Origin of the sequence: Bradyrhizobium archetypum (assembly GCF_013114835.1) — a bacterium.
Taxonomy (GTDB): Bacteria; Pseudomonadota; Alphaproteobacteria; order Rhizobiales; family Xanthobacteraceae; genus Bradyrhizobium; species Bradyrhizobium archetypum.
The window spans coordinates 190783-217235 of the sequence record NZ_JAAVLW010000010.1 but is presented as its reverse complement, the minus strand read 5'-3'; the positions used below and the strand labels follow the sequence as shown (position 1 = coordinate 217235).

The 26453-nt window shown below is 58.6% G+C and carries 17 protein-coding genes and 3 pseudogenes; 17 read left to right on the top strand and 3 right to left on the bottom strand.

Annotated elements, in window-relative coordinates:
- Window positions 1-111: 111 nt before the first annotated feature.
- Together HCN50_RS28940 and nodD1 are read right to left on the bottom strand one after the other, a co-directional pair.
- Window positions 112-1065 carry a LysR family transcriptional regulator gene (locus HCN50_RS28940; protein ID WP_171713262.1) on the bottom strand — a complete coding sequence of 318 codons (954 nt, stop codon included), beginning with the start codon at window positions 1063-1065 and terminating at the stop codon, window positions 112-114.
- A gap of 786 nt (window positions 1066-1851) precedes the next feature.
- Complete coding sequence (gene nodD1, locus HCN50_RS28935) at window positions 1852-2796, bottom strand: transcriptional regulator NodD1 (RefSeq protein WP_171713261.1); 945 nt, start codon at window positions 2794-2796, stop codon at window positions 1852-1854.
- An 825-nt stretch (window positions 2797-3621) separates the two neighbouring features.
- Here nodD1 and HCN50_RS28930 point away from each other — a divergent pair.
- From HCN50_RS28930 to HCN50_RS28890, 9 genes are all read left to right on the top strand, one after another.
- Entirely contained in the window at window positions 3622-4254 is a 633-nt protein-coding gene (locus HCN50_RS28930; RefSeq protein WP_283812132.1) for a NodA family N-acyltransferase, read from the top strand.
- Window positions 4251-4910 carry a chitooligosaccharide deacetylase NodB gene (gene nodB, locus HCN50_RS28925; protein ID WP_171713260.1) on the top strand — a complete coding sequence of 220 codons (660 nt, stop codon included), beginning with the start codon at window positions 4251-4253 and terminating at the stop codon, window positions 4908-4910. The genes HCN50_RS28930 and nodB overlap by 4 nt, the downstream gene beginning before the upstream one ends.
- Before the next feature lie 16 nt (window positions 4911-4926).
- Window positions 4927-6282 (top strand): chitooligosaccharide synthase NodC, encoded by a 1356-nt coding sequence (gene nodC, locus HCN50_RS28920; protein WP_171713306.1) that lies wholly within the window; start codon window positions 4927-4929, stop codon window positions 6280-6282.
- A 14-nt stretch (window positions 6283-6296) separates the two neighbouring features.
- Window positions 6297-6917 carry a nodulation methyltransferase NodS gene (gene nodS, locus HCN50_RS28915; RefSeq protein WP_171713259.1) on the top strand — a complete coding sequence of 207 codons (621 nt, stop codon included), beginning with the start codon at window positions 6297-6299 and terminating at the stop codon, window positions 6915-6917.
- Window positions 6918-6944: 27 nt separating this feature from the next.
- Entirely contained in the window at window positions 6945-8654 is a 1710-nt protein-coding gene (gene nodU / locus HCN50_RS28910) for a nodulation protein NodU (protein WP_171713258.1), read from the top strand.
- 9 nt (window positions 8655-8663) lie between these two features.
- Window positions 8664-9578: a nodulation factor ABC transporter ATP-binding protein NodI gene (nodI, locus tag HCN50_RS28905; protein ID WP_171713257.1), complete on the top strand. Its 915-nt coding sequence runs from the start codon at window positions 8664-8666 to the stop codon at window positions 9576-9578.
- 3 nt (window positions 9579-9581) lie between these two features.
- Entirely contained in the window at window positions 9582-10370 is a 789-nt protein-coding gene (locus HCN50_RS28900) for a nodulation factor ABC transporter permease subunit NodJ (RefSeq protein ID WP_171713256.1), read from the top strand.
- A 94-nt stretch (window positions 10371-10464) separates the two neighbouring features.
- Entirely contained in the window at window positions 10465-12510 is a 2046-nt protein-coding gene (locus HCN50_RS28895) for a carbamoyltransferase family protein (RefSeq protein ID WP_171713305.1), read from the top strand.
- Window positions 12511-12907: 397 nt separating this feature from the next.
- Complete coding sequence (locus tag HCN50_RS28890) at window positions 12908-13894, top strand: nodulation protein NodZ (protein ID WP_283812131.1); 987 nt, start codon at window positions 12908-12910, stop codon at window positions 13892-13894.
- Window positions 13895-14635: 741 nt separating this feature from the next.
- Here HCN50_RS28890 and noeE read toward each other — a convergent pair.
- Window positions 14636-15598: a nodulation protein NoeE gene (gene noeE, locus HCN50_RS28885; RefSeq protein ID WP_283812130.1), complete on the bottom strand. Its 963-nt coding sequence runs from the start codon at window positions 15596-15598 to the stop codon at window positions 14636-14638.
- Between the two features lie 761 nt (window positions 15599-16359).
- On the opposite strand from noeE, the pseudogene HCN50_RS33905 reads away from it, so the two are divergent.
- The 8 genes and pseudogenes from HCN50_RS33905 to HCN50_RS28850 all read left to right on the top strand — a co-directional run.
- A pseudogene (locus tag HCN50_RS33905) lies at window positions 16360-16615 on the top strand (IS66 family transposase); the annotation flags it as partial.
- Between the two features lie 434 nt (window positions 16616-17049).
- Window positions 17050-18879: an NEL-type E3 ubiquitin ligase domain-containing protein gene (locus HCN50_RS28880; RefSeq protein ID WP_171713255.1), complete on the top strand. Its 1830-nt coding sequence runs from the start codon at window positions 17050-17052 to the stop codon at window positions 18877-18879.
- 739 nt (window positions 18880-19618) lie between these two features.
- Window positions 19619-20398 carry an SDR family NAD(P)-dependent oxidoreductase gene (locus tag HCN50_RS28875; RefSeq protein WP_311966917.1) on the top strand — a complete coding sequence of 260 codons (780 nt, stop codon included), beginning with the start codon at window positions 19619-19621 and terminating at the stop codon, window positions 20396-20398.
- Between the two features lie 289 nt (window positions 20399-20687).
- Window positions 20688-22442, top strand: coding sequence for a nif-specific transcriptional activator NifA (gene nifA, locus HCN50_RS28870; protein WP_235977274.1), 1755 nt, complete (start codon window positions 20688-20690; stop codon window positions 22440-22442).
- 748 nt (window positions 22443-23190) lie between these two features.
- Window positions 23191-24033, top strand: a complete 843-nt coding sequence (locus HCN50_RS28865; protein ID WP_171713253.1) for an electron transfer flavoprotein subunit beta/FixA family protein — start codon at window positions 23191-23193, stop codon at window positions 24031-24033.
- A gap of 17 nt (window positions 24034-24050) precedes the next feature.
- Window positions 24051-24451, top strand: a pseudogene (locus HCN50_RS28860) (adenine nucleotide alpha hydrolase family protein); the annotation flags it as partial.
- Window positions 24452-24535: 84 nt separating this feature from the next.
- Window positions 24536-25834 carry an FAD-dependent oxidoreductase gene (locus HCN50_RS28855; protein WP_171713251.1) on the top strand — a complete coding sequence of 433 codons (1299 nt, stop codon included), beginning with the start codon at window positions 24536-24538 and terminating at the stop codon, window positions 25832-25834.
- Between the two features lie 330 nt (window positions 25835-26164).
- Window positions 26165-26311: pseudogene (locus HCN50_RS28850) on the top strand (NUDIX domain-containing protein); the annotation flags it as partial.
- Window positions 26312-26453: the final 142 nt, after the last annotated feature.

The window sequence follows — 26453 nt, the reverse complement described above, 5'->3', positions numbered from 1 at the left end:
GATATGCGTCTAGATATTGGAGACATAGCACGCTTTGCGAATTCGCGCTTAGGATGAATAAGGCTCAGTTGGGGTAACCCGGATTGATGGAAGAGGAGGTGAGAAGACGATTTAAGTGAATGTAGGGGCGCCTGCATCTTTCGTGGTCTCAGACGGAGGACTCATGCGGGACGCCTCTTCCAACAATATCTGCCGCATCCAGATGCTTGCCGGATCACTATTGTGAAAAGCGGGCCATTGGAGAGCCTCGGTAAACGCGGGAAGTGACCGCGTGAGTTCGACGATCTGCAGGGGCATCGTGTTTTCGAAATGCTTAACCAGCCTTGAGGGCATCGTACCTATGCGGTCAGTATCCAATAGTACCGGGGGGATCATGCTAAAGCTCTGCACGACAACCTCGATGCGTCTGTTGAGACCGTACTTGAGTAAGAACCATTCCTCAATGGAGGGCTTTCGCGTAAGCCCGAACTTGACCGCAACATGTCCCATGGACATGTATCTCTCGAATGTAAGCGGCGTTCGAAGCTGCTTGTTCGTGCGGCATCCGACGCACACGAGTCTCTCCTCGAACAATGTGGCTTTAGGGTGTGCGCTCGACATGAACAATTCCGGCAAGATAAGAAAATCGACTTCACCGCGCCGGAGAAGCTCGTCGGTCGCATCGGCGAGTGGCAGCAATTCGAAACTGACGGCGGGAGCTTCCCGTGCGACACGGTCCACGACCTTTCGAAAGAATACGATTGTCATGAAATCGGACAGGAGGATCCGGAAGCGGCGATCCGATTTGGCAGGGTTGAACACATCCTGGGAAATAATCGAGAGCTGGATGTGCAGCAGAGCCTCGCGAATAGGGGCGGCGAGCCCTTCGGCACGCCGTGTTGGAACCAGTTCCCGGCCTCTCATCGTGAATAGGTCATCGCGGAAATAGGCGCGTAGTCGGGCGACGGCGGCGCTCATGGCCGGTTGGCTCAGCTTGATCCTGCGTGCCGCCGCGGTGAGGTTACGCTCGGTCATCAAAGCATCGAGCGCAACAAGAAGATTTAGATCAAGGCCCTTAAAACGCATATCGTCTCCCGCTGAAAGCCTTTGCGTTGTAAACATTGAGCAACAATGGTTACTTCGATGAAGGTCCCAGTCGCCCCCCCGAGCTAGGCTCTTTCTGGGCTTCCCGCGCGATCGCACAGAAGGCTCTCGTACTCGTCGCAAGCATGTTGGTTGCGCAACGGAAGATGCGAGCGGGCGAGGAAGTCGCCCGCGGCTTGAAGTAGGGCCTTTGGTGCGCTCAGCTCGCTCCCAGCGCTACATCGATCACTATGAACCGCTGAGAGTAGGGCGCGTTGCCCACCATTACGCCAACAGCGCCGCAGATGCGCTATCGACGCTCCGCGTGGCATAGCTTTGCTCGTCGTTTGTGAGCCTACAACCTGACGCAGTGTGCGATTCAAGCAATTTCATTGGTGTAGCTGAACATAATTTCATTCGACAAATGCGTCTGTCGCAATATCTGAACCACTTCGCGGGCACAGGTGCCAAATGCAGCCCGCCACAATCGCGTAAAAGCCCTCCGCTGCGCTCTTTGCCTAGTTCCTAGAACATCTTGCGGCAGACCTGCCAGGCGGCTGGCGCGAAGCAAGATTATAGCGCTACTTGATCAGCGGCTGCTCGCGCCAATTCGGGCGCGCTGCGGCTGACATCGAACTGCAGGGGTTCTTCTGCATGCAGAAGTGGCGTACGTGCCTCTTGCAGTGCGGGCTTCCGAGACATGCGGCATACGAGAGCGGCCGGAGCGAGCAGGTGATCTTGAAGCATCTGGATGGCCGAGACCAGGTGTTAAGAGGCCTCGAGCAAAACCTAGCAGCGCCTGCGATTTCGGGGGGTCTCACGCGGAGAAGCCATGCGGGCCGCCTCCTGCAACATTATCCGCCGCATCCAAATGCTTGCCGGATCGGTATTGTGGAGGGCAGGCCATTGGATGGCCTCGGTGAATGCGGGAAGTGGGAGAGGAGTTTCGACGATCCGCAGGGGCATCGTCTTTGCGAAATGCTGGGCCAACCTTGAGGGCATCGTCGCTATACGCTCAGTCCCCGATAGCATCGGCGGGATCATCGTAAAGCCCTGCACAGCGACCTCGATGCGTCTCTTAAGACCGTGCTCAAGCAAGAACCACTCCTCAATATTGGGCCTAAGCGCCTGCCCGAACTTCGCTGCAACGTGTCCCATTGATATGTATTTGTCGAATGTAAGCTGCCGTGACAGCTGCTTGTTAGTGCGGCAGCCCACGCACACGAGTGTCTCCTCGAACAGTGTCGCTTTAGGATGCGCGCTCGACATGAACAATTCCGGTAAGACAAGAAAGTCGACGTCGCCGCGCCGCAGAAGCTCATCGGGCTCATCGATAAAGGGCAGAAATTCGAATCGGACGGCGGGGGCTTCCTGCGCGACACGGTCGAGGATCCTTCGAAAAAAAACAACTGTCATGAAATCGGAAAGCAGGATCCTGAAGCGGCGGTCCGATTCGGCTGGGTTGAACGTGTCGCGGGAAATAATGGAGAGCTGAATGTGCATCAGAGTCTCGCGAATCGGTGCTGCGAGCCGCTTCGCTCGTGGTGTTGGGACAAGCTCCCGGCCCCTCATCGTAAATAGTTCATCGCGGAAATAAGCGCGTAGCCGGGCGACGGCCGCACTCATGGCCGGCTGGCTCAGATTGATGCTGCGTGCCGCCGCGGTGAGATTGCGCTCGGTCATCAGAGCATCGAGCGCGACGAGAAGATTTAGATCCAGTCCTTTGAAGCGCATAGCGTGGAGTTATCCATCCTTTGGATGAGTTCAATAAAAACAATCGATTTTACCAACTGTGCCGAATGGCGGATAGCAAAGCCGTCGGTCGGGACAAACAAAAAGTTCAGGCATATCAGGAATGCTTATCGGTCTTTGCCCCGGCTCCGCGAAAAAGTCTCAGCTGCACCCCGAGTGCCGATCGAAGCGCATGTCCATTGGATCCAGAGTGTTCAACGGGTTGCGCAAACTGCATCGCAGTGGCTTGACGCGACAGGCGTGCCGCAGGTCGCATCGCCGCTCAGTACCGGTAAACGTTCGTATAGCTTCTCCAACTGTTTCTATATTGGCCGTTTACCTGCGTAGAATTGATGCAGCCGGCCAGTTCGCTCTAACGTCGCAACCAGTCAGGAGCTGCCGATTGCAGGCGGCAAATGCCTTTGCGACCCGGCCAAATCTATCGCGTGTCCATAGCAGCCAAATCGTGCGCAAAATGCAGGAGAAGTCCCCAGTGGATCTGGTGCGAATGGCACATGCGCTCGATGTAATCTCCGTCGCGGATAGCGACGCATCGGTCCGTAGAGCGCTGACAGGCGCACTCTGTTTGACAGGCGAAAATTGCGAATCTGTCCAGTGCGCAGAGGAGTTCTTGCGATTCAGCCGTTCTCGCAGCACGTCCTGCTTGATAGCGAATGTTCAGTGGCCCGGAGTGGTTGGGCTCGAGCTATGCCAGCATCTGGCCGCAGCCAGCGTTTCCCATTCCCGGCTGAAGCCATTCATCGAAAGCGAACGGCTCGCGTGCATCAAGTCCATCGTCAAGCGCCAGACAGTGCATGCGAGGCAATTATGAATATTGCCGTATCCAGCTCTACGGCAGGTGTGTCCATGCGCTCGCCGGTGCGGTGGAGGGTGGTCTGGGAAAATGAACTGCGCCTCGCCGACCATATCGAACTCTCCGACTTCTTCCGAAAGACCTATGGTCCCACCGGGGAATTCAATGCGAAACCATTCGGAGACTATCGAAGTTGGGCCGGCGCGAGACCTGAGCTCCGTGTAATCGGCTACGACGCACGCGGCGTAGCCGCTCATATCGGCGCGCTACGCCGCTTCATCAAGATCGGAGACGTCGATCTACTAGTGGCCGAGCTAGGATTGTACGGGGTACGTCCGGATCTTGAGGGACTCGGAATCACGCACTCAATGCGCGTGATGTATCCAGTACTGCAGAAGCTTGCCGTTCCGTTCGGTTTCGGTACGGTTCGGCATGCGCTGAAGGAACATCTTACAAGGTTGCTGGCCCGCCGCGGTCTGGCAACCATTATCTCCGGGGTCCGCGTGCGGTCCACCCTTCCGGATGTGTATCTGAAGTTATCGCCCACGCGCGTCGAGGACGTGCTTGTCCTGGTTCTGCCGATTGGACGGCCGATCAGCGAGTGGCCGGCTGGTACGGTGATTGATCGGAACGGGCCTGAGCTGTGACATACCTCGACCGCTTATGCGAAGTGCGCAGCGAATACGCTGACCGCACTGAAAGTCGCGGCGTTTATCTGACGTTTGACGACGGTCCCGATCCACTCTGCACTCCGGATGTCCTGGATGTGCTCGCGGAACACCGAGTGCCCGCAACGTTCTTCGTCATCGGCGCGTACGCGGCGGACCAGCCGAAACTAATCCGACGAATGATCGCAGATGGGCACGAGGTCGCAAACCACACGATGACGCATCCGGACCTGTCCAGATGCGAGCTCACCGAAGTGCAATATGAAATACTAGCGGCGAGCAGGGCCATAAAAATGGCGTGCCCCCAGGCCCAGCTGCGGCACATGCGTGCGCCTTATGGGATGTGGAGCAATGAGGTGCTCACTACGTCGGCGAGGGCTGGACTGACCGCCCTGCACTGGTCGGTCGATCCGCGAGACTGGTCTCGTCCGGGCGTTAACGCGATTGTTGACGCTGTGCTGGCCTCTGTCCGGGCGGGTGCAATCGTGCTCTTGCACGATGGATGTCCTCCCGAGGAGTTGGGACGGGCTACTCATGCTCGTGTTCGCGACCAGACCGTCTTGGCGCTTTCCCACCTGATTCCAGCATTGCATGGCCGCGGATTTTCAATCCGCTCGCTTCCTCAACCTCACTGAACGAATCGACACACCTATGAATCTTCTTGCTACGACCAGCACTGTCACTATTTCATTGTATGCGCTGCTCTCGACTTTCTATAAAAGCGCGCAGGTGCTTTATGCTCTGCCGACAAACGTATCATCGTCTTCGGACGACGTGGCCGTCTCCGGCGCTTTGCCGAGCGTGGACGTCATCGTCCCCTGCTTCAACGAGGACCCGCGCACGCTCTCAGCGTGTCTGAGATCCATTGCAAGCCAAGACTACGCCGGGAAACTGCAAGTCTATGTGGTTGACGACGGTTCCGGAAATCTCGACGCTGTAGCACCCGTTCACGACGCCTACGCTGACGACCCGAGGTTCAGCTTTATTCTGCTGGGCAAGAATGTCGGAAAACGGAAGGCGCAGATCGCCGCGATACGTGGGTCGTCTGGAGAGTTGGTGCTCAACGTCGATTCGGACACGGTACTCGCCGCCGATGTAGTCACGAAACTTGCACGAAAGATGCAGGATCCAGCGATCGGGGCGGCCATGGGTCAGTTGACGGCGAGCAACCGAAACGACACCTGGTTAACTCGGCTGATCGACATGGAGTACTGGTTGGCTTGCAACGAGGAGCGCGCGGCACAGGCTCGCTTCGGCGCCGTTATGTGCTGCTGCGGCCCATGTGCCATGTATCGCCGTTCCGCGCTCCTTTTGCTGCTGGATCAGTACGAGACGCAGTTCTTTCGGGGAAAGCCAAGCGACTTCGGCGAGGATCGCCACCTCACGATCCTCATGTTGAAAGCAGGGTTTCAAACCGAGTACGTTCCCGATGCCGTCGCGGCAACAGTGGTTCCGGATAGAATAGGGCCGTATCTGCGCCAACAACTCCGTTGGGCACGGAGCACTTTCCGTGACACCTTCCTTGCGCTGCGCCTGTTGCCCGAACTTGATCGCTATCTCACGCTAGATGTAGTCGGACAGAATCTCGGCCCGCTGCTTCTCGCCGTGTCATCGCTAGCGGCGCTCGCGCAGCTCGCACTCACAGCCACAATACCGTGGTGGACAGGACTGATTGTCGCATCAATGACCGTGGTTCGCTGCAGCGTTGCAGCGTTTCGGGCTCGCGAACTTCGATTTCTCGGCTTTTCTCTGCACACACTCATCAACATCTTACTCTTACTTCCCGTGAAAGCCTATGCATTGTGTACATTGAGCAATAGCGATTGGCTGTCACGCAAGTCTGCAAAGTTACCAAACGAGAGCGAAAGACAGGTCGTCATCCCAAAGCCGGTCGCAGGACCAAGCGCTAAAGGAGGTCCGGTCATTGCTGGGTCAGTTCCCAGGACGGATCTTTCGCGCCGGTCTTCGAGGTTCGTGACGTCGAACAGTATTTGCAGCGGCAAGTGAACTTGAACGTTACGATGGGTGCAAAAGTCGTGAGCCAGAACAAGAAATATCAATTGTTAGACCTCGAATTGGCGAGCGACGATCCGTGGCGGCTCGACGGTAATCCGTTCGAGCGGGAGCGTCACACGCAAATGCTGCGGCTGTCGCTTTCCCAAGGAGTTATTACACATGCTCTCGAAGTCGGGTGCGCAGCCGGCGCATTCACTGAAAAGCTGGCACCCCACTGTGAACGGCTCACGGTGGTCGATGTTATGCCGCGAGCGATCGGTCGAGCGTGCCAACGGACGAAGAGGTGGTCGCACATCACGTGGATAGCTTCCGATATCCAAGAGTTCTCGACCCCGGAGTTGTTTGATCTGATCGTCGTGGCGGAAGTTCTCTATTACCTCGAAGACATGACTGAGATCCGCGCGGCCATCCGCAATCTGGTGCGGATGCTTGCGCCAGGTGGGCATCTGGTCTTTGGATCGGCGCGTGATGCCGCCTGCAGGCGTTGGGGGCACGCTGCTGGTGCCGAGTCGGTCATCACCATGCTCAATGAAACGTTGATCGAGGTCGAGCGCGTACAGTGCAAGGGTCAGTCGGTTAACGAAGACGGCTTGCTCGTCTACTTTCGGAATCCGGTTCGAGTTTAGATTAAATCCATTTACTGAGGAGACACTATGCGCATCTGCGGCATCAAGCTGACGCATGACGGGGCGATTGCTCTGGTGGAGGACGGACGGCTTGTCTTTTGCATCGAGCAGGAGAAACGGGGCAATAATCCGCGGTATCAAACCATCGACAATCTTGACGCAGTTGTTGTCGCTTTGGCGGAGCATGGTCTGGATCCGCAGGACGTCGATCAGTTCGTCATCGACGGCTGGGACGGGCAGGTCGAGTCGCAATTCCAGGTCCTCAGCGGGGGCGCACCTATCACTCTCAAAGGGGCGCCGTATTTTGAACGGAATCCCCACGGCCTTCTCACTTCGCGCGACGGCTTTAACCTGATGCTCGACGGCCAGGTCTTTCCCTATAAAAGCTATCCGCACGTGACAGGCCATGTGGCCTCCGCATACTGCACAAGCCCTTTTGCTAAAGCCGGACAACCCGCCTTCTGCCTGGTATGGGACGGCTGCATCTTTCCACGTCTCTACTACGTAGAACCCCGCGGCGCGCGCTTCATCGAATGCCTGTTTCCGATCATAGGCCATGCTTATGCTGTCGCGGGCCATCACTTCGGACCTTATAGGCAGGCGAGCCGTACTAGCTGGGACCTTGGTGTTGCGGGCAAGCTGATGGCCTATATCGCACTCGGTTCTGTTGATGAAGGCATCGTGGCGGTATTTCAGGAGCTCTACGAGGAGCGCTTTGCGGGCGACACGGAGCATGCTCGTCATCATCGTGCGGAGGTCAATAGCGAGGAGGCCTCACTTGAGGCTATGCACGACTTCTTCGACGCGAGCGAGCTCCGATTGAAAGATAAGCTGCCCGAAGATGTACTTGCATCGTTTCATTGTTTCCTCGAGCGTCTCCTTATCCGCCAAATGGCGATTGCTTTGAAGCGGCATTCGTGTTTTCCGGGGCCGCGCAATTTGTGCATAGCCGGAGGCTGCGGTCTCAATATCAAATGGAACAGTGCACTACGTGCGACCGGCCTGTTCGATGATGTCTGGGTGCCGCCCTTTCCGAATGATAGCGGCTCGGCAATCGGTGCCGCTTGCTCCGCAATGGCGGCGGATAACGGATTCGTGCCGCTGCAATGGTCGGTCTACAGTGGCCCGGCACTGAGACCCAGCGATGTGTCGTCCGAATGGAACGCTGCGCCATGCAGTATGCGTGAACTTGCGACCATCCTTGCGAGCAACAAGCCAGTGGTTTTCCTCGCCGGTCGCGCGGAGCTAGGACCACGAGCATTGGGTGGCAGAAGCATTCTGGCAGCCGCGACTTCGCCGGCAATGAAGGATCATCTCAACGACATCAAGCTCCGCGAACTCTTTCGGCCAGTCGCGCCGATATGCCTGGAGGATCGTGCGCCGGAGATTTTCAGCCCCGGAACGCCGGATCCTTACATGCTTTTCGATCACCAGACACGGGCAGAATGGTGGAACAAAGTCCCCGCTATTATGCATCTCGACGGATCTGCGCGACTGCAGACCGTTCCCAGAACCTCTCCGCACAAAATCGCGGAGCTCCTCGTCGAATATGAAGAGCTCACGGGCATTCCGCTGCTTTGCAATACAAGTGCCAACCACCATGGACGTGGATTTTTTCCGGATGCCGCAGCAGCCTGCCAGTGGGGACGCGTTGAACACGTATGGTGCGACGGCCTGCTATGGACCAAAACGGTCGTAAGTGAACGATCGCCGGCCGAACGCCTCCTTTCAGTCTAAGATCAACATATGTCCACCGTAGCAATCGACCTTAGCTGCGTAAGGAAGTCATATGGCGACAAAATCGTCGTCGACGGGCTGTCCTTTGCTGTCGCATCGGGAGAGTGCTTTGGCCTCCTCGGACCAAACGGGGCGGGCAAAAGCACGATTGCACGTATGGTTCTCGGCATGGTAGCGCCAGACACCGGCAAGATGACCGTGCTCGGCGAGCCCGTACCGGCGCGTGCTCGCCTGGCACGTGCGCGCATCGGCGTGGTGCCGCAGTTCGACAACCTCGAACTGGAATTCACCGTCCGCGAGAACCTGCTGGTATTTGGGCGCTACTTCAACATGAGCGCCCGCGAGGTCGAAGCAGTTGTGCCAGCACTGCTCGAGTTCGCTCGCCTGGAGAGCAAGGCGGATGCTCGCGTCGCCGAACTATCCGGCGGCATGAAGCGGCGGCTGACGCTGGCGCGTGCGCTGATCAACGACCCCCATTTGCTGGTGATGGACGAGCCTACCACCGGTCTAGATCCGCACGCGCGCCACCTAATCTGGGAACGCCTGCGATTGCTGCTGGCGCGAGGCAAGACCATTCTTTTGACCACCCACTTCATGGAAGAGGCCGAGCGGTTGTGCGATCGGCTGTGTGTGCTTGAGGCAGGACGCAAGATCGCAGAAGGCGAGCCTCGCGCGTTGATCGATGAGCAGATCGGCTGTCAAGTGATCGAGATCTATGGCGGCAATCCGCACGAGCTATCTTCTCTGATCCGGCCGTATGCGCGGCATATTGAAGTGAGCGGCGAGACGCTTTTTTGCTATGCGCCAGATCCCGAGCAGGTACTCGTGCAGCTGCGCGGGCGCGTAGGTCTACGCCTTCTGCAGCGTCCTGCGAATCTCGAGGATGTCTTTTTACGGCTGACCGGGCGGGAAATGGAGAGATGAACGATGCGTGAAGGTTACGCTGCCGTCATGCCCGCCAACGCGTACAACTGGGTCGCTGTATGGCGTCGGAATTTTCTGGCGTGGAGGAAAGTCGCGCTTGCATCGGTTCTCGGGAATCTCGCCGATCCCATGACTAATCTGTTTGGCCTCGGCTTTGGCCTTGGAATAATTGTGGGGCTCATTGACGGCACCTCATACATCGCGTTTCTGGCTGGTGGGATGGTCGCGACTAGCGCCATGACCGCCGCCACCTTCGAAACAATGTATGCGGCGTTCGCCCGCATGCGTGCTCAGCGCACTTGGGAAGCAATCTTGTGCACACAGCTCACGCTCGGCGACATCGTTCTCGGTGAATTGGCCTGGGCAGCCACCAAAGCCGTTCTGGCAGGAACGGCAATAGCAGTGGTTGCCGTGACCCTGGGCTACGCAGCGTGGGCATCCATCATCTATTCGATACCAGCAATCGCAATCACTGGCTTCGTCTTCGCGAGTCTAGCGATGGTCGTCGTATCCCTTGCGCCCAGCTACGATTATTTCGTGTTTTACCAGACGCTGGTCGTCACACCCATGGTGTTCCTGTGCGGCGCAGTCTTTCCGGTGAGCCAGATGCCCAGCGCATTTCAGCGCGTGGCGGGCTTATTGCCGCTGGCACATTCGGTCGACCTCATCCGCCCAGTGATGCTTGGGCTCCCGACCGGCGGCATCGGCCTGCATATCGGTGCACTGTGCATGTACGCGGTGCTGCCGTTCTTCCTCTCGATCGCGCTGTTTCGCCGGCGGCTGATGCGTTAACCCGACATTCCGCAGAAGCGATGGCGAGACACGATGCAGTACCGCGAATTCGGCAGGTCAATTGGGCTTCGTGTTACGATAAATGGAGAATGAGATGTTGTGTCTAGGAGTGAGCGGCGGGCTAGACAAAGTCTATGAAAATACACGTGAGCTTTCAAACACATTTCTGCACGATGGCGCTGCGGTGCTCGTCCGGGACGGACGTGTGATAGCGGCCGTCGAAGAGGAGCGCCTCAATCGGATCAAGCACTCCAACAAGTTTCCAAGCCGTTCGATTCAGTACTGCCTTGCAGCCGCAGGGGTTCAGCTCAGCGACATCGATCATATCGCGTTCTACGCGACCGAGGCCTATTGCAACGCTATGCTCGAAGGCCTGTTCGGGTCCCGGCCGGACGTCTCCATTCCTTTGGATGCCAAACTGTTGATGCGTAGCTTACTAGCGCAGGAATTTGGTACCGAGGTCGATCCGTCGCGTGTCTCTTTCGTAAGTCACCATCAGGCGCACGGCGTAAGCGCCTTTGCGATGTCTGGCTTCGAGCAGAGTCTAATTCTCGCGATCGATGGCGGTGGTGATTTTCTCTCCGGCCTCTTAGCTGTGGGGTCTGGAACCGAGGTGACCCAACTCGTGAGCTTCCCGGAGAATAATTCCCTAGGGCTATTTTATCTCGAGACGATCCGGTGTCTGGGCTACGGCTTATTCGATGAATACAAGGTCATGGGGCTTGCCCCTTACGGGGATCCGGCTCCCCATCGTGAGCTCTTCGAGCAGTTCTACGAACTTTTAGATAGCGGTGGCTACCGCGTCTATCTCGACCGAATCGGTCCGACGCTGCGCCGGAGCATCCAGGTCCGGCGAAAGGGAATGCCATTCACGCAGCAGCATCGAGATGTGAGTGCTTCATTGCAGGAAGCCTTGGAACGGATCGTGTTTCACATTCTCCGGCATCATCGCGAGGCTACCGGTATGAAGCGGTTGTGCCTGGCTGGAGGGGTAGCCCACAATTGCACCATGAACGGTAAGCTGCTGTATTCAGGGCTTTTCGAAGACATCTTCGTGCAACCCGCGGCGCATGACGCTGGCTGCGCATTGGGCGCTGCACTAATGATGTCTAACGAGCTGGGCCGGCCGGCGCCACGTGAGCGGCTGCAGGAGGTCTACTGGGGTCCTGATCTCGGGAGCGAGCGCGCCGTGCAGCAGGAACTGGATGCATGGGGTGGACACCTTGACGTCGAACGCAGTGACGACGTGGCAAGTTGCGCAGCCGACTGGATGGCTAATGGCGCCGTGATCGGGTGGGTGCAGGGTCGTTCGGAGTTCGGGCCACGAGCGCTTGGCAATCGCAGCATTCTTGCCGATCCTCGGCCTGCCGCAAACAAGGACCGGATCAACGCGATGGTAAAGAAGCGCGAAGGCTATCGACCGTTCGCGCCATCAGTGCTGGAGGAAGATGCGAGCGAATTTTTCGACCTCGCCGACGGTACGCGCGAATTTCCCTTTATGAACTTTGTAGTTCGCGTGCGCGACTCCAAGCAAAGCGTGCTCGGTGCTATAACGCACGTCGACGGCACTGCGCGACTGCAAACAGTATCGCGCAAGACAAATCCCGCCTACTGGGAGGTTATTAATTCGTTCAAGAAGCGGACGGGCATCCCAGTTCTGCTCAATACGTCCTTTAACAACAATGCCGAGCCGATCGTGGATTCGGTTGCAGATGCGATTACCACATTTCTGACGACAGAGTTGGATGGACTTGTGGTCGGGCCGTTCCTCGTCAAAAAGCGCGCGGCGACGTTGGAGGATTGGACTGCGCTCGCGGTTTCATTGCCACCTTATGCACGCCTCTATCGAGTCCGCGCTTACACAGGGCCAGATCGCCAGGAGACTGTGTGCGAAATCCGCACCGGCCACTCCAGCGGCGACAGTGTGCGTATTTCACAGGATGCGTTCGATCTACTGATGCAGATCGAGGGCGAAGCCGTGCTTGGGGATCTCCTGGATACAATTACTTTCGATCGGGCTAGGCGTGAAGCTCTCGTGAAGGAACTGCGGGGATTATGGGAGCAGCGCCGCATTCGGCTGCATCCTTCACATGCTGCTCGCGCGCATCAAGACTGTGATCAAATGCTGGAGAAAGCATAACGGGACATGAATATGGCCGTGTGCATGTCTCCAAATGCGGGGCGCAGCTGGGCCCCTGAGTGCGGCATATCCGGTAGCTGGGCTCATGCTTGTAGTCTGGGCGCTGCGCCACAGCAGCAGCTCAGGACGGCAAGCGCCACCAGCAGCAGAGATTCTGTTCGACATGGTACATGCCGGAAAGTGCTTCGAAGAGCTGTTGCAATAAGGGGAATAGGGCTGAAATCAAGCATGTCGGCGGCAACATTTTCGCGCGGCTCCTCCATGGCAGTGGCATATGAAGTTCTACCAGCCAAATTGGCTAACATCACGATCGCTGACGACAGCATCGTGCGAGGCCATACGTAGAGTTTCCGTAGCGTCCTTATCTCGGGCGGTATTCCCTTAACGAGGAACACAAATGCTTGTTGGCTCGATGAACGACCGGTTCGTTGTTTCGCGACGACGTACTGGTTTCGGTGATTGCCTGTGGTCACTGGCGTCAGCCTGGCGCTATGCGCAGCGGACGGGGCGTACTCTAGCCATTGATTGGCGTGGTTCCTGTTATCTTGATCAACCCTTCACGAACGCCTTTCCGGTGTTCTTCGAGCCAATTCAAGACATCGCTGGCGTACGGGTTATCTGCGATGACAAGATCAACCAGCTCTCATTCCCGGGGCCTTTCTTCCCGTCATGGTGGAATCAGCCATCGATCGACTGCGTTTACCGCCCAGATGAACAGATTTTCCGAGAACGTGACGAGCTGAGTGAGCTTTTCCAAGCCGAATATGATAGTGAAGCCAACACCGTGGTGTGCGATGCTTGTTTGATGTGGCGTTGCGATCAGGATGCCGAACGACAGATATTTCGGAGCATCAAACCGAGGCCTGAAATTCAAGCTCGGATTGACGCCCTATATCAAGAGCACTTTGAAGGGCGCAGCATAATCGGGGTTCATGTTCGGCACGGCAACGGCGAAGATATAATGGGGCACACGCCCTACTGGGCGGATCCGGAGCTCGCCTTGCGGCAAGTATGCACTGCCATTGATACAGCCAAAGCGCTATCTCATCGAGGACCTGTGAGGGTATTACTGTGTACGGACAGCGCGCAGGTGCTTCACAAGTTGTCTGGTGTGTTTCCCGATCTTTTCACGATCCCAAAACGCTTCCAGGCGGATCAGGCTGGGCCATTACATAGTGCGGCACTGGGAGCCGACGGCGGGATCTCCGCTCTCATCGAGATGTATCTTCTCGGGCGATGCGATACCGTGATTCGCTTTCCACCGACTAGCGCCTTCACGCGCTATGCCCGCCTCTTGGCGCCACGCATTATTGAGTTCGATTTGAACGATCCTAGTCGGTTGATCTTGATTGATGAATCCTCCGAACATCTCCTGGCTTTATGAAACTTGCAACCCGCACCGTCGTCGATCATATCGGCGCGCCCTTCGCATTTGCGCAGCATCGCCGTTCGTGATGTCGGATGTTGTCTTTCGTTAAGGTTCAGAACTGCGACAAAGAACGTCGTCGCACTATCGCCATCGAGCAGCCGATCACGGTTCGTGTGGAACACGGTGGCATCCCACAGGGGATCATCGATCGACAGTCCGACAAATTAGCGGAAAAAGATAGTGGTCGAGCTGCTCGACCAACTGCCGCTCAGATCGCACGTGTAGAACGTTTCCAGCAGCAGAGCCCGCAAAGAGCCGCTCGGGCGGGATCGACCAGCGGCTTCCCGGCGTAAAGCCTCCGGAAGTCTCGCGACAGCTCCTTCAGCGCTGCCTCAATTAGCTCGCGGATCGCCCGCAAGGGGAACGCGCTGCTCTAAACCGGTCGTAGCTGAATATCCCTTGCGCCCGCTGATCTTCCCGGCGGATAAACCCATACGATTGTCGCCCGCAACGACTCGATGGCCGCATCGCGATCACGAATAGCATTCAATCCAGCAGCTCGATCGGTCTCCGACAGCGTGAGCGCCTGTTCCAACTGAGCCGCTATCGAATTCGCCAGGCGTAAGTTCTCCTCCATGTTGGGCTCGGCTAGACGTTGCCGTTCCGAACTATGGAGGGTCGAAAGCCGAGGAGGAGTTCTCTTCAGCTTGCCTGTTTGGCGCATCGGTTTCCGCCAGATGCCGCACGGGCTCCTCGCTAGGCGCGGCGTAAATCCCACCAGGTTTGAAATATCTGACGATATTGTTCGGTTACGGCCCGGCCTTGATCCACGATCCCGGCTTGCTGAACGTGCCGAAGTTCCTGCTCATAACCGAGCTCTATCAAAAGCTCATCGCCGATTGCATCCGTTATTGCTTGCATCTGTTGAATGCTCAGTTCAGTTTGCCAAGTGTACACTGAGCGGTCATCGACTGCCTTTCTCTCGAAGATTTTTCGATCCCCGAAGCGACTGGAGCGAAGATATTCCGGCTGCTGCATCGTCGCCGATGCAATGCCCGTTGGATCGTAACCGAGCCCAGCGATGACGCGCCGGATTTCCTCATCGGGGCACGCCACCAAATGTTCGTACCGCACCACCTGCGTCTGCCGCCGACCTCGGTGCGCGGCGAGCGCAGGTAGGCCCAGAACGAGATCGGCGAGAGAAGATGTGATGTCGGGAGGCAGGCTAAGCACAAGATCGGAGAGATCAGATAGGCTGGCGGGCGGCCAGCTTTCTGGCACCAGCGGGATGCCCCACGTCGATTTCAGTGAAGCGGCAACAGCGTAGGGATTACGTAATAGAAGGATGTGTGGCGCTTCTGGATAGAGAGAATCCAAGAAATCGAGGACCATCCAATAACGCGGCGTCTTGTCTACGAAGATACGCTTGCCCGCTGCTGCCAAATATTGGCCGTAAGCCGCATCAGCAAAAGCGCGACTGACGATAGTACGATCGATTCGGCCCAAAAACTCGGAGGTGGCGTCCTGAATCAGTGATGCCCCCGCTGGGTGACGGTGGTCCACCCGGCCAAATGCCTCAAGTGCCAGCATCAACCAGGGCTCAGGCGGCGCCACAATATCTGGGTGCTGCTGGAGCAAATGCGACAGCAGCGTCGTCCCCGACCGGGGAAGGCCGAGGAGAAAGCAGACCGCAGGCAAATCGTTGGCATCTCGGCTCATGATTCCACCCCCTTATGCTTGGACGACGCGAGCGGCCGCCCGAGCCTCCCTTTGTCCCTTTGAAAGAAATAACGGCAGCCGTGCTGTTCCACATGTGCCCGCGTGCGCAGCATCGTGACATGAGGAGGACTTCGCCTGCATCTTCCGCATGATCTGCGAGCTATGGAATTCGATCCATTTGGCCGGATCGCAGAAGCATTTGGCACCTGCAATCGGCAGCTCCTGATTGCTCGCAAAGCAAAGGCGACGTCGACAGTTAGTTCAATTGTACGTAGATAGGCGTGTGATACGAAAAAGGTTTGGAAAAGCTATACGGAGATTTATCGGAGGCAAGTGCTTGCGACGCGGGGGGCGCTTGTCGCGTTGAGCCGGCGCGGTGCAGCTTGCGTGGCCGCCGGCGAAGGTGGCCGCAATGGGCATGCGCCTCGGTTGATGCTCGCCCCTGCACCTGAGAAATCTTCTCAGAGCCACGGTGAAGATCGATAGCCATTCTGGATGCCTGAATTCAATTTCTCCAACTGACTTTTTGCTATCCGTTTCTTCCAATTGTTAAAACCGATTGTTTTGATGGAATGCATCCACGCGCTGGATAAGTCCGGATCATGCGTTCAGGGCCTCGATCATCTAAATCTGCTCATCGCGCTCGAGGTATCGCTTCGGTGGCGGCCGCCTTGTGAAGTTCGGCCGTCTTTGTGAGGATCTGACCTTAAGTCCTTAAGTCTAGCTTTGAGGTCATATGCGAATGCTGGTGAAGGTATTGGGCGCCGCTCGCGTTTGCCCGTGCAAAAGCCTCGGAAGACGAAGCACTGATCGCCCATCAGAAGTTTAGGATCGCCAAGCTCGAGCGCCACATCTACGGCCATCTGGAGCGATCATCGCGGCTGATCGACCCATTTGGCGCTGATCTTCGAGAGCTGGAAATTGGCGCCACTAAAGACGAGCTGTTTGCGGAGCAGGCTGTAGCCAAGACGACGAGTGTGCGCGGATTTACGCGAAAGGCGTCCCGAACGCCAGACCGTCACCAGTTTTTCTTCAGTAGACCCCATTGACGCTGCAGCTTCGAGCGTCGATGGGCTTTCACCGGCGCATTATGAGTCTTCCGAAACTCGTCAGTTTTTGGACAGGTAAGTCTTATAGCATTGAGATGCTGTCTATCTGGACTGCGATGTCCGGCTTGATCTGCTGCAGAGGAGAGGGGGATGTATTGCCCTAACGAAACAACCCTGAACCCTTTCGTTAACCGTCGATTCCGTCCGGACGTACTGGTCTTGCTGCAACTGCCCTGTGGGCGAATGGCGCAGCGTGTTCGGCGGTTCTGTGGTTGCAACCGCGCTCCGTGATCGCCTGCTTCCTCGTTAGTCGGTGATCACCATCCCTGGTGAGAGCTACCGGCTTCGAGAAGCGCGGCTCCGGCGCATTCCCTTCATTTGGCTACCGAGCAGACGGCATCGATGAATGCAGAACAGGCCCAGCTTGGCGCTGGCACTCCTTCCGAGACTTTCGAATCAGAAACCTCCGAACCAGGGTTCCCGGCCGCGGCGCAGTGGGGCGAGGCCTTGACCGAGGCGGAGGCGTCCGCCGCCGACCCCGCCTCGTCGCAGGTCCTGACGGGCCGGGCTGCCGAAGAGGGGCAGGGCGAAGACGAGAATCGGCAAGAGGCGCTAAGTCGAACGAGGGCTTGGCGGGAGGCGGGCGATGTCGATGAGCCGCTGGATCTGTCGTCCCTGTCCCTGACCGCCCTGTCCGCTCCCCTACCGCCCGAGCTCCGGCGCCTGAACGTCGACAACAATCAGCTGACCAGCCTGCCCGACCTTCCAGCCGATCTCCAGCGGCTCCGCGCCAGCAACAATCGGCTGACCAGCTTGCCCGACCTTCCGGCCGGGCTTCGGCGGCTCTACGCCATCAGCAACGGGCTGACCAGCCTGCCCGCAGACCTGCCGCTCGGGCTCCGGCGGTTGAGCGTCGACAACAATCAGCTGACCAGTCTGCCCGATACTCTTCCGGCAACGCTTCAGGAGCTCGACGCCAGCGGCAACCGGCTGACCAGTCTGCCCGCCCTTCCAGCCGGGCTCCAGCGCCTGAACGTCGACTACAATCAGCTGACCAATCTGCCCGAGCCCCTCCCGGCTGAGCTCGAATGGCTCAGCGCTAGCCACAACCAGCTGACTAGCCTGCCCGAGACGATCCCCGCCGAGCTCCTATGGCTCGGCGCCAGCAACAACCAGCTGACCAGCGTGCCAGAGACCCTGCTGACGCAGCTGGGCCGTGAGTCCAGCGTTGATCTGGAGAATAATCCGCTGCCCGAGGGGGTACTGACCAACCTGGTGACAGCCATGCATGCCGGGGACTATGCCGGCCCGCAGATCTTTTTGTCTATGGCCGAGGGAGCGGTGCAAGTCGAGCCGCAGGCCCTGCACGAGGTTGTCGCGCACTGGCTCGAGGGCGACACTGAGACAGTGGCCGCCTGGCAGCGCTTCGCCGAAGAGCCAGGTGCTCAGGACTACGCACGCTTCCTCGACAGGCTCCGTGGCACGGTGAACTATGGCAATGACGCATTCCGGCAGGCGGTGGCCGAGGATCTGCGGCAGGCGGCGGTCAGGCCGCGATTGCGCGAGCAGTACTTCGCCGCGGCGTTGGGAGCGAGCGAGAGGTGCGAGGATCGCATCACTTTGGCCTGGAACGGCATGCAGACCGCACGCCTGAACGCTGATGTCGAGGACGGAGCCTATGACAGGCGGCTCGACGAACTGCTTCAGCGCGGCCGTGTGATGTTCCGTTTGAGGGCGCTGGACGGGATCGCGCGCGAGACGGTCAACTCGCTCCGCCGTGCCGACCCGGACGCCGACATCGACGAGATTGAGGTCTATCTTGCCTACCAGACCCAGCTGCGCGACCCCCTGGAGCTGCGGCACGTCGCCCCAGACATGCGCTTCTTGAACATCTCTCACGTGACAGAAGACGCCGTTGCCAGGGCCACGACGACGGTGCGGGACCAAGAGGCGACGGGATTCGCGGACTATCTGGCAAGGGGCTGGCAACCTTGGGATAGCGTGTTGAGACGCATCGCCCCCGAAGATCATGCAGCGATGCAGGAGCGGCTCATCGATGCGATGGGCGAGGAGTTTCAAACTCGCTTGAACCAGCGTCTTGCCGAGCATGGCCTGACAGGCGACCCCGATGCCGAGCGGGAGCTCGGAGCCCAGACCCGCAACGAAATCGCCAGCGAGATCAAGGGTGCGCTAACGCGCCAGGTGCTCGCAAGGCACGGCCTCGAGCTGTGAAGCGGCCGTTGATGGGAGGGTTGTCAATTGCTGTTTCGCAATTGCTGTTTCGGCCGTCGCCGCGGTCGATTGCGCGATCGAGATGATAGATTATGCCTGCCTGGCAGCTCCGCCGCCGCAGCAGCAAGCCGAGCTAGCCGACCGTGTGCCATCGTCACGCTCAAGAAGGACTGCGATGGCGAAAGGCCGTCGAGAAACGCCTGCAAGGGAGAGCTTGGTGCCGCCTATCGTGAGACCCAGTTCGATCACGAAATGATGAATTGGAATGACGTGGCCGGTAGAGGAGGGGCGGATTGCTCAACAGCAATACCTCATTCCAGCGCATCGACCGGTGTGAGAGCGAACTAAACGAATTCGCAGGCGGTTGATCTGCGCAGCAATTTAGCTGACGGACCTGGCCCGACCGCATTGACAATACTTGCGATAAACCAGCGCGAATTAGGGCCATGGAGCAAGACGGAGCCAAACTGGTAGCGCCGCGCACGGTACGCGAGACTCGAAAATCGGCTTGTGCACCTGCGTTTGCTATTGTCCGAAAGCAAACGCGCCCGATGTGGGGAACCCGCCAAGCTGTTGCGAGCGCGACATTGGGCCGCAAAACGCGTGAGCGTTCCTTTGCATCACAGTGGCCCAAATCCTGCACCGCGTTCACGGGCGAGGGCAAGAGAATTGGGAGGCGGGTTTGAGTCTCGATCTGAGAAACGACGAAGCGGTCGCTAGTCCACCGTCGGCGACCGACGTGGGCTGTCCGTTTCACACCGATAGAGTGCGCATCCAGCAGGGAGAACAGAAGACGCTGGTGCTAACCGGCGCGTCGCGCGGCATTGGTCACGCCACCGGAAAGCTGTTTTCGGAAGCGGGCTGGCGCATCATTTCTTGCGCGCGCCAACCGTTCGATGGCGGGCGCTGCCCGTGGAAGTCAGGGGCCGACAACCATGTCCAGGTCGACCTCAGCAACCATCGGATGCTGCCGCGCGCCATCGCCGAGGTCAAGGAGCGCCTCGCGGGCGCGCCATTGCACGCATTGATCAACAATGCCGGCATGTCACCGAAGACGCCGAATGGCGCGCGACTGACGTCGTTGACGACGTCAGTCGAAACCTGGATGAGGGTGTTCCACCTCAATCTGGTGGCACCGATCCTGCTAGCGCAAGGCCTGTTTGACGAGCTGAAAGCAGCGTCAGGATCGATTGTCAACGTGACCTCAATCGCTGGCTCGCGGGTGCACCCGTTTGCCGGCTCCGCCTACGCGACATCGAAAGCTGCGCTCGCGTGTCTCACGCGCGAAATGGCGCACGACTATGCACCATATGGCATTCGCGTGAATGCGATCGCGCCCGGCGAGATCAAGACCGACATTTTGTCGCCGAACACGGAAGCGCGTCTTGTACCAAATATTCCGCTGCGCCGAGTGGGCACACCCGAAGAAGTCGCGAAAGTCATCTTCTTCCTATGCTCGGATGCGGCAAGCTATGTCACGGGCACCGAGGTGCCGATCAATGGCGGCCAACACCTGTGATCGACTATACCTGCAAGAAACAAGTCGCAGCTGATTTGATCTACATCAATAAAATTCGTGTTCCCGCGGAATGTGCGCGACGAGTTCGGAAGAGCAGAGAATAAGCAAGTCAAAGCACACTGTAAGTTTACCGTCGTGTCGCGATGCAGTTTTACCATCGTGCCATAATAAGAAGTTATCTCTTGCGTCATCCTAAAATGGGGGCGAGATCGAGGATGGCATGCAACACAATATTCGCAAATCCGAACAGGATGACAGGGAGGATGGTCATAACAACGGAGACGTCGTCATGCTGGATATCCCTTCCGTACGCGAAAGGCCTAACTCAAGCTCCGAGACGGACGATACGCTCCCTAATGTGCCGTTGTACGAGAGCGCGATTATCGGGATCTTCGAAATATCGAAAGTACTCACCGCCCCGTGCCGGCTGGAAGTCACGCTGGCCAACGTCGTCGATCTTCTGCAATCGTTTGTGCAGATGCGGCACGGCATCGTCTCACTGTTCCACGATGATGACGTGCCGGACATTACTGTGGGCGCCGGCTGGAGCGAAGGCAGCGACGAGCGCTTCCGGATGCGCCTGCCGCAGAAGGTAATCGACGAGATCGTGGCGTCGGACAAGCCGCTCGTCGCCGAAAACGTAGCAGTGCATCCGGCCTTTAGTGCTGCGGACAAGGAGGTGCTCGGGGCCTCCGACGACACGCGAGTATCGTTCATCGGCGTTCCCATTCGCATCGACGCGAATGTCGTGGGCACGCTGACGATCGACCGCATCCTCGACAATGCGTCGAGCGCCCGGCTCGATTACGACGTCCGGCTGCTCACAATGATCGCCAACCTAGCGGGGCAGACAGTGAAGCTGCATCGCCTGTTCGCGTGTGACCGCGAGCGACTGATGGCGGAGAAGGACCGGCTGCAAAAGGAATTGACCGAGCTCAAACAGCCTGCGCGGGAGCGCAAGAAGGTTCATGTCGACGGAATTATTGGCGACAGCCCGGCGCTGCGCAGGCTGCTCGAGAAGATCGCGGTCGTAGCCAAATCCAACAGTACGGTGCTGTTGCGCGGCGAGTCCGGTACCGGAAAGGAGCTGGTCGCTAAGGCCATTCACGAGCGGTCGGCGCGCGCCAAGCGGCCCTTTATAAAACTCAATTGCGCGGCGCTGCCTGAGACGGTGCTGGAATCCGAATTGTTCGGTCATGAGAAGGGTGCCTTTACCAGCGCGTTCACTGCGCGCAAGGGCCGCTTTGAGCTCGCCGACAAGGGAACACTATTTTTGGACGAGATCGGCGAGATTTCGGCCTCATTCCAGGCAAAGCTGTTGCGCGTACTGCAGGAGCAGGAATTCGAGCGCGTCGGTGGCAACCAGACCATTAAGGTCGATGTTCGCGTGATCGCCGCCACGAATAAGAACCTGGAAGAGGCGGTGGCAAGGAACGAGTTCCGCGCCGACCTCTATTATCGCATCAGCGTGGTTCCGTTGCTGCTGCCGCCGTTGCGTGAAAGGCGCGGTGATATTCCGCTCCTCGCCACCGAGTTTCTCAGGAATTTCAACAGCGAGAACGGCCGTACGCTTACCTTCGATGCGAGTGCGATTGAAGTACTGATGAACTGCGGTTTTCCGGGAAACGTCCGCGAGCTTGAGAATTGCGTGCAGCGGACCGCGACTCTGGCACCGGGACCATCGATCGTGAGAGACGACTTTGCCTGCTGCCACGGCCAGTGCCTTTCCGCGATGCTGTGGAAGAGCGGATCGGAGGAGATGGCGCCGCAGCCGGGGCCGGTCGTACCAGTGCACGCTAAGCCGGCCACGTCGCCGGCCGAGGCTGCTACATCGCTCCCGCCTTTCGGCAGCGAGCTCGCTCCGTTAGCGCCAGTCGGCGCAGCCCTCGTAGGTGGTGCGAAAATGACAGATCGCGAGCGTGTCATCGCGGCAATGGAAAAATCCGGCTGGGTGCAGGCGAAGGCGGCGCGCCTGCTTGGACTTACGCCGCGCCAAATTGGCTACGCCCTGAGAAAATATGGCGTCGAGATCAAGCGCTTCTGACGGCAGTGTTGGACTTTGGTTTGTCGGGGCCGTGACTATCGGCGCTGGGGCGAATAGCTGGAGGAACAAATAGAGGCTTGATGGTTTGGCGCGGACTTCGACCCGATCACGATCGGATGCGCCCCCCGCGTCAGCGCCGCTGTCATGATCGAGAGCAGCCGCCCGACCACCGGCGGTCCCATGCCCGCTACGCTCGTGCGAACGCCATGCTGTCATCGCGAATCCGTTGGCGATGTCACGATCGACCATCAGCTCACGGCCGGATAGCGTCAGCGAGACTATGGGTTGCTATTCGATCACGTTCAATTCGCTCGGCGTCATATGCAGCGACCGCTGCGCGGTGCGGGGCCTGCGCTCGAAGCGACCGCCGTGTGCCTCGCGGTCGCAGGCGCCGCAAGCTTATTGCGGCGCTGATGCGAAGCATAGTCCCGTGCAAGTCGGCTCAGGGCTTACGCTCTCTCGTGAGCGCAGCGGCCGCTGCGGAGACTCGGGATCGCGTATGGATCAACTCAAGCAAAGCGCATCTCGTCTTTGGGCCGCTCTCCTTGATCCAATTAACGGCAGATCACGCCGCGCGAACCTGGCTGTCGTAGTCACGACGAATGTCGCAATTCCGTCGGCGAACGTCAGGCTACGGTGACATCAAGCATCACAAAAGCCATTGTATTGCGGCCTGATTTTGAAAGTCGCGCAATGGTACGACACTTGCTGTTCTCTTGGTCAGCCGTTGCAACGTCTGGAGAAGCACATGCACAACGTCGTCTGCATCAAGCAGGTTCCCGACTCCGCGCAGATCCGCGTGCACCCCGTGACCAACACGATCATGCGTCAGGGCGTGCCGACCATCATTAATCCATACGACCTCTTCGCGCTCGAGGCCGCGTTGGAGCTGCGCGATAAGTTCGGCGGCGAGATCACCGTCCTTACAATGGGGCCGCCATCAGCCGAGGACTCGTTACGCAAAGCGCTGACCTTTGGCGCCGATCGCGCCGTACTGCTCACCGACCGCTGCTTTGCGGGCGCCGATACGCTGGCAACGACTTACGCGCTGGCGACGGCCATCCGCAAAATCGGCAAGGAATATGGCCCGCCGGACCTCATCTTCACCGGTAAGCAGACCATCGACGGCGACACCGCGCAGGTTGGTCCTGGCGTCGCGAAGCGGCTCGGTGTTCTGCAGCTTACCTATGTCGCAAAGATCAGAGCCCTGGATCTCACCGCACGCACAATTGAAACGGAACGGCGCTCCGAAGGTGGCGTCCAGGTGCTCCGCACCAGGCTGCCGTGTCTCATTACCATGCTGGAAGCAACCAACCAGATTCGCCGCGGCGCCATGGCCGACGCGTTGCGCGCCGCCCGGGCGCCGATCGTGAAATGGAGTGCGCAGGAGGCCGGCGTCGAGGAAATCTCCAAATGCGGTCTCAAGGGCTCGCCGACCGTCGTCAAGCGTGTCTTCGCGCCATCCGCGCGCGCTGAGAAGGCGGTGCTGGTAGAGGCCGGCGAGCAGCCGGCGCAAGCATTGATCGATGCCATCTTCAAGCACCAGCCCAAGCTTGAAACCGACCTTGCGGCGCTAGCCCGCGATGCCTGATCTGAAGGGCTTGGCGAATGAGCGATGTGATGAGAGCTCCCGCGTTGCCCGCGGAACGGCGTGCCGCCAAGAAGGCGCTGCCTGCGCGTTTCAACGCTGACAAGCATGTCTGTGTCTTCATCGAACAGGAGCCCGGGCAGGTGCATCCAATTTCCTGGAAGCTGATGGGCGCGGGCCGCAAGCTCGCCGAGAAGCGGAAGCTTGATCTCGCGGCGGTCGTGATCGGTCCGGAGGGCGAGGCGACACGCAGCGCCGCGGTCGAATTCTTCCTACGCCGAGACCTTGTCGATCTCGTCGCCGACAACATGCTCGCAGATTACCGCAACCAGTCCTACAGCATGGCGTTAACCGATCTTGTCAACACCCACAAGCCGGAATTCCTGCTGTGCAAGCCAAGATCTTGGGCCGTGATGTCGCCTCGGGCGGTCACCGCATTCACGCGACCGCGTCGCAGGTGAGCGTACGTTTTGAGGACATCCGCCACCAAACAAAGGAGAGGCTCTTGATCGAAGAGAGGTTCGATGCCATCGTGGTTGGCGCCGGAATGGCCGGCAACGCGGCGGCGCTGACCATGGCCAAGCGTGGCATGAAGGTACTGCAGCTCGAGCGCGGCGAATATTCCGGATCAAAGAACGCGCAGGCTGCCATCCTCGATGCGGACATCCTGGAACAGCTGACCCCAGGTTTCCGCGAGGACGCGCCGCTCGAGCGCCGCCTTGTCGAGCAGCGCTTTTGGTTAATGGATAGCCGCTCCCATATCGGGCTGCGCTACCGCTTCAACGACCGCAACGACAAGCGACCGAACCGGCATATCGTTATCCGCGCCCTATTCGACAAATGGTTCTCGGGCAAGGTGAGGGAGGCCGGCGCCACCGTCTTGTACCAAACCACCGTTACAGAGCTGGCGCAGAACCGCCGCGGCCGCGTCATTGGTGTGCGTACCGACCGCCAGGATCGCATAATCCATGCCGATGTAGTGGTGCTCGCCGAGGGCGTCAATGGCTTGCTCGGGACGCGTGCGGGCTGGCGCGAGCGGCCGGCGCCCGACCAAGTTGCGCTGCAGGTCAAGGAAATGCTCCTTTTGCCGCGCGAGACCATCGAAGCCCGTTTCAATCTCAAGCGCGACGAAGGGGTCGTGATCGAGGCCGCCGGCTCCATCTCGCGCGGTATGACCGGCATCGGTTTCATCTATGCGAATAGGGAGTGCATCTCACTCGGCGTCGGCTGCCTCGTCTCCGATCTCCAGCGAACGGGCGAAACGCCTTACGGGCTACTCAATCGCTTCAAGCGTCATCCGTCGGTGGTGCCGCTAATCAACGGCTCAGAGCTCAAGGAATATTCCGCGCACCTCATCGCGAAACGAGGCTACAACACCATACCCCAGCTCTGCGGTAAGGGCTGGGTGGTGGTCGGGGATGCCGCCGAACTGAATAATACCGGCCATCGTGGGCCTCTGAACGTTGCGATGATCTCTGGACGAATTGCCGCGGAAGCGATCTTCCGTCTGAAGTCGCGTGGCGATCGCAGCACCTCAAATAGTGTTTCACTGTACAAGAAGATGCTGAATGAGTCGTATGAAGATCTGAAAAAAAAGAATATGCCGGCGCTGATGCACACCCAGCCGGACAACTTTCTCCTCACCCATCGGCAGCTCGTCTCGAAGGCGATCCTGAACTTCGCGCGCACCGCTGGCAGGCCAAAGGCGGGGCAGGAGAAGTCGGACTCAAAAGCCTTTTGCGATGAGTGGTCATGGACCGGACTCTTCGGCGATGGGTTCCGCTTGCCGCGCGCCTGGCGCTGAATTAGCACTAGCTCAAGCGAAAACATGGACGCCAGAAACATGAACTTCGAGCATTCGGTGGTACGCTATCCGGCGTAGGCCGCAGGCTGATTGGATTAGTCGGGCGACCAGCGCCAGCCAAGTCGGATCTTCTTTGTGCATCCGGACGAGCTCGATCAGGTTTTCGATTCCGAAGTCGGTGAAGTCCATGGGCGCCGTGTTCGCCGGCGCCATAGACCCAGACGACGCCGTCCTCGGGATTTGGTCACTCCGGCCCCTGAAACCGTGAGGCCTATTTAGGAAATAGTCTCGGTTGCAAACGCTTTCTCCGCATATTGATCGACCGAAACGATGATCGCTTGGACGTGCTGGTGGCAGGCGTCGAAGCGCGGCCGGGTACTCCTGGTACGGCGGCGCCGCGACAAGCTTTGGTTGTTTCCTGGCGGGCGCCGACGCGGCCGCGAAACAGCGGAGCAGTGCCTCTGGCGCGAGATCAAGGCTCTATGCGGTATGTCGCGTCGCAGGATTTAGGCCAGCGCGAGGCGGCGAGTTGTCGTGGGTTTTCGTGTGCAACATCGTGTTCGCAACATGTTGGCGGATATTGAACAAGTGCGGCTTTGGCTTTCGTTAGAGAAAGAAA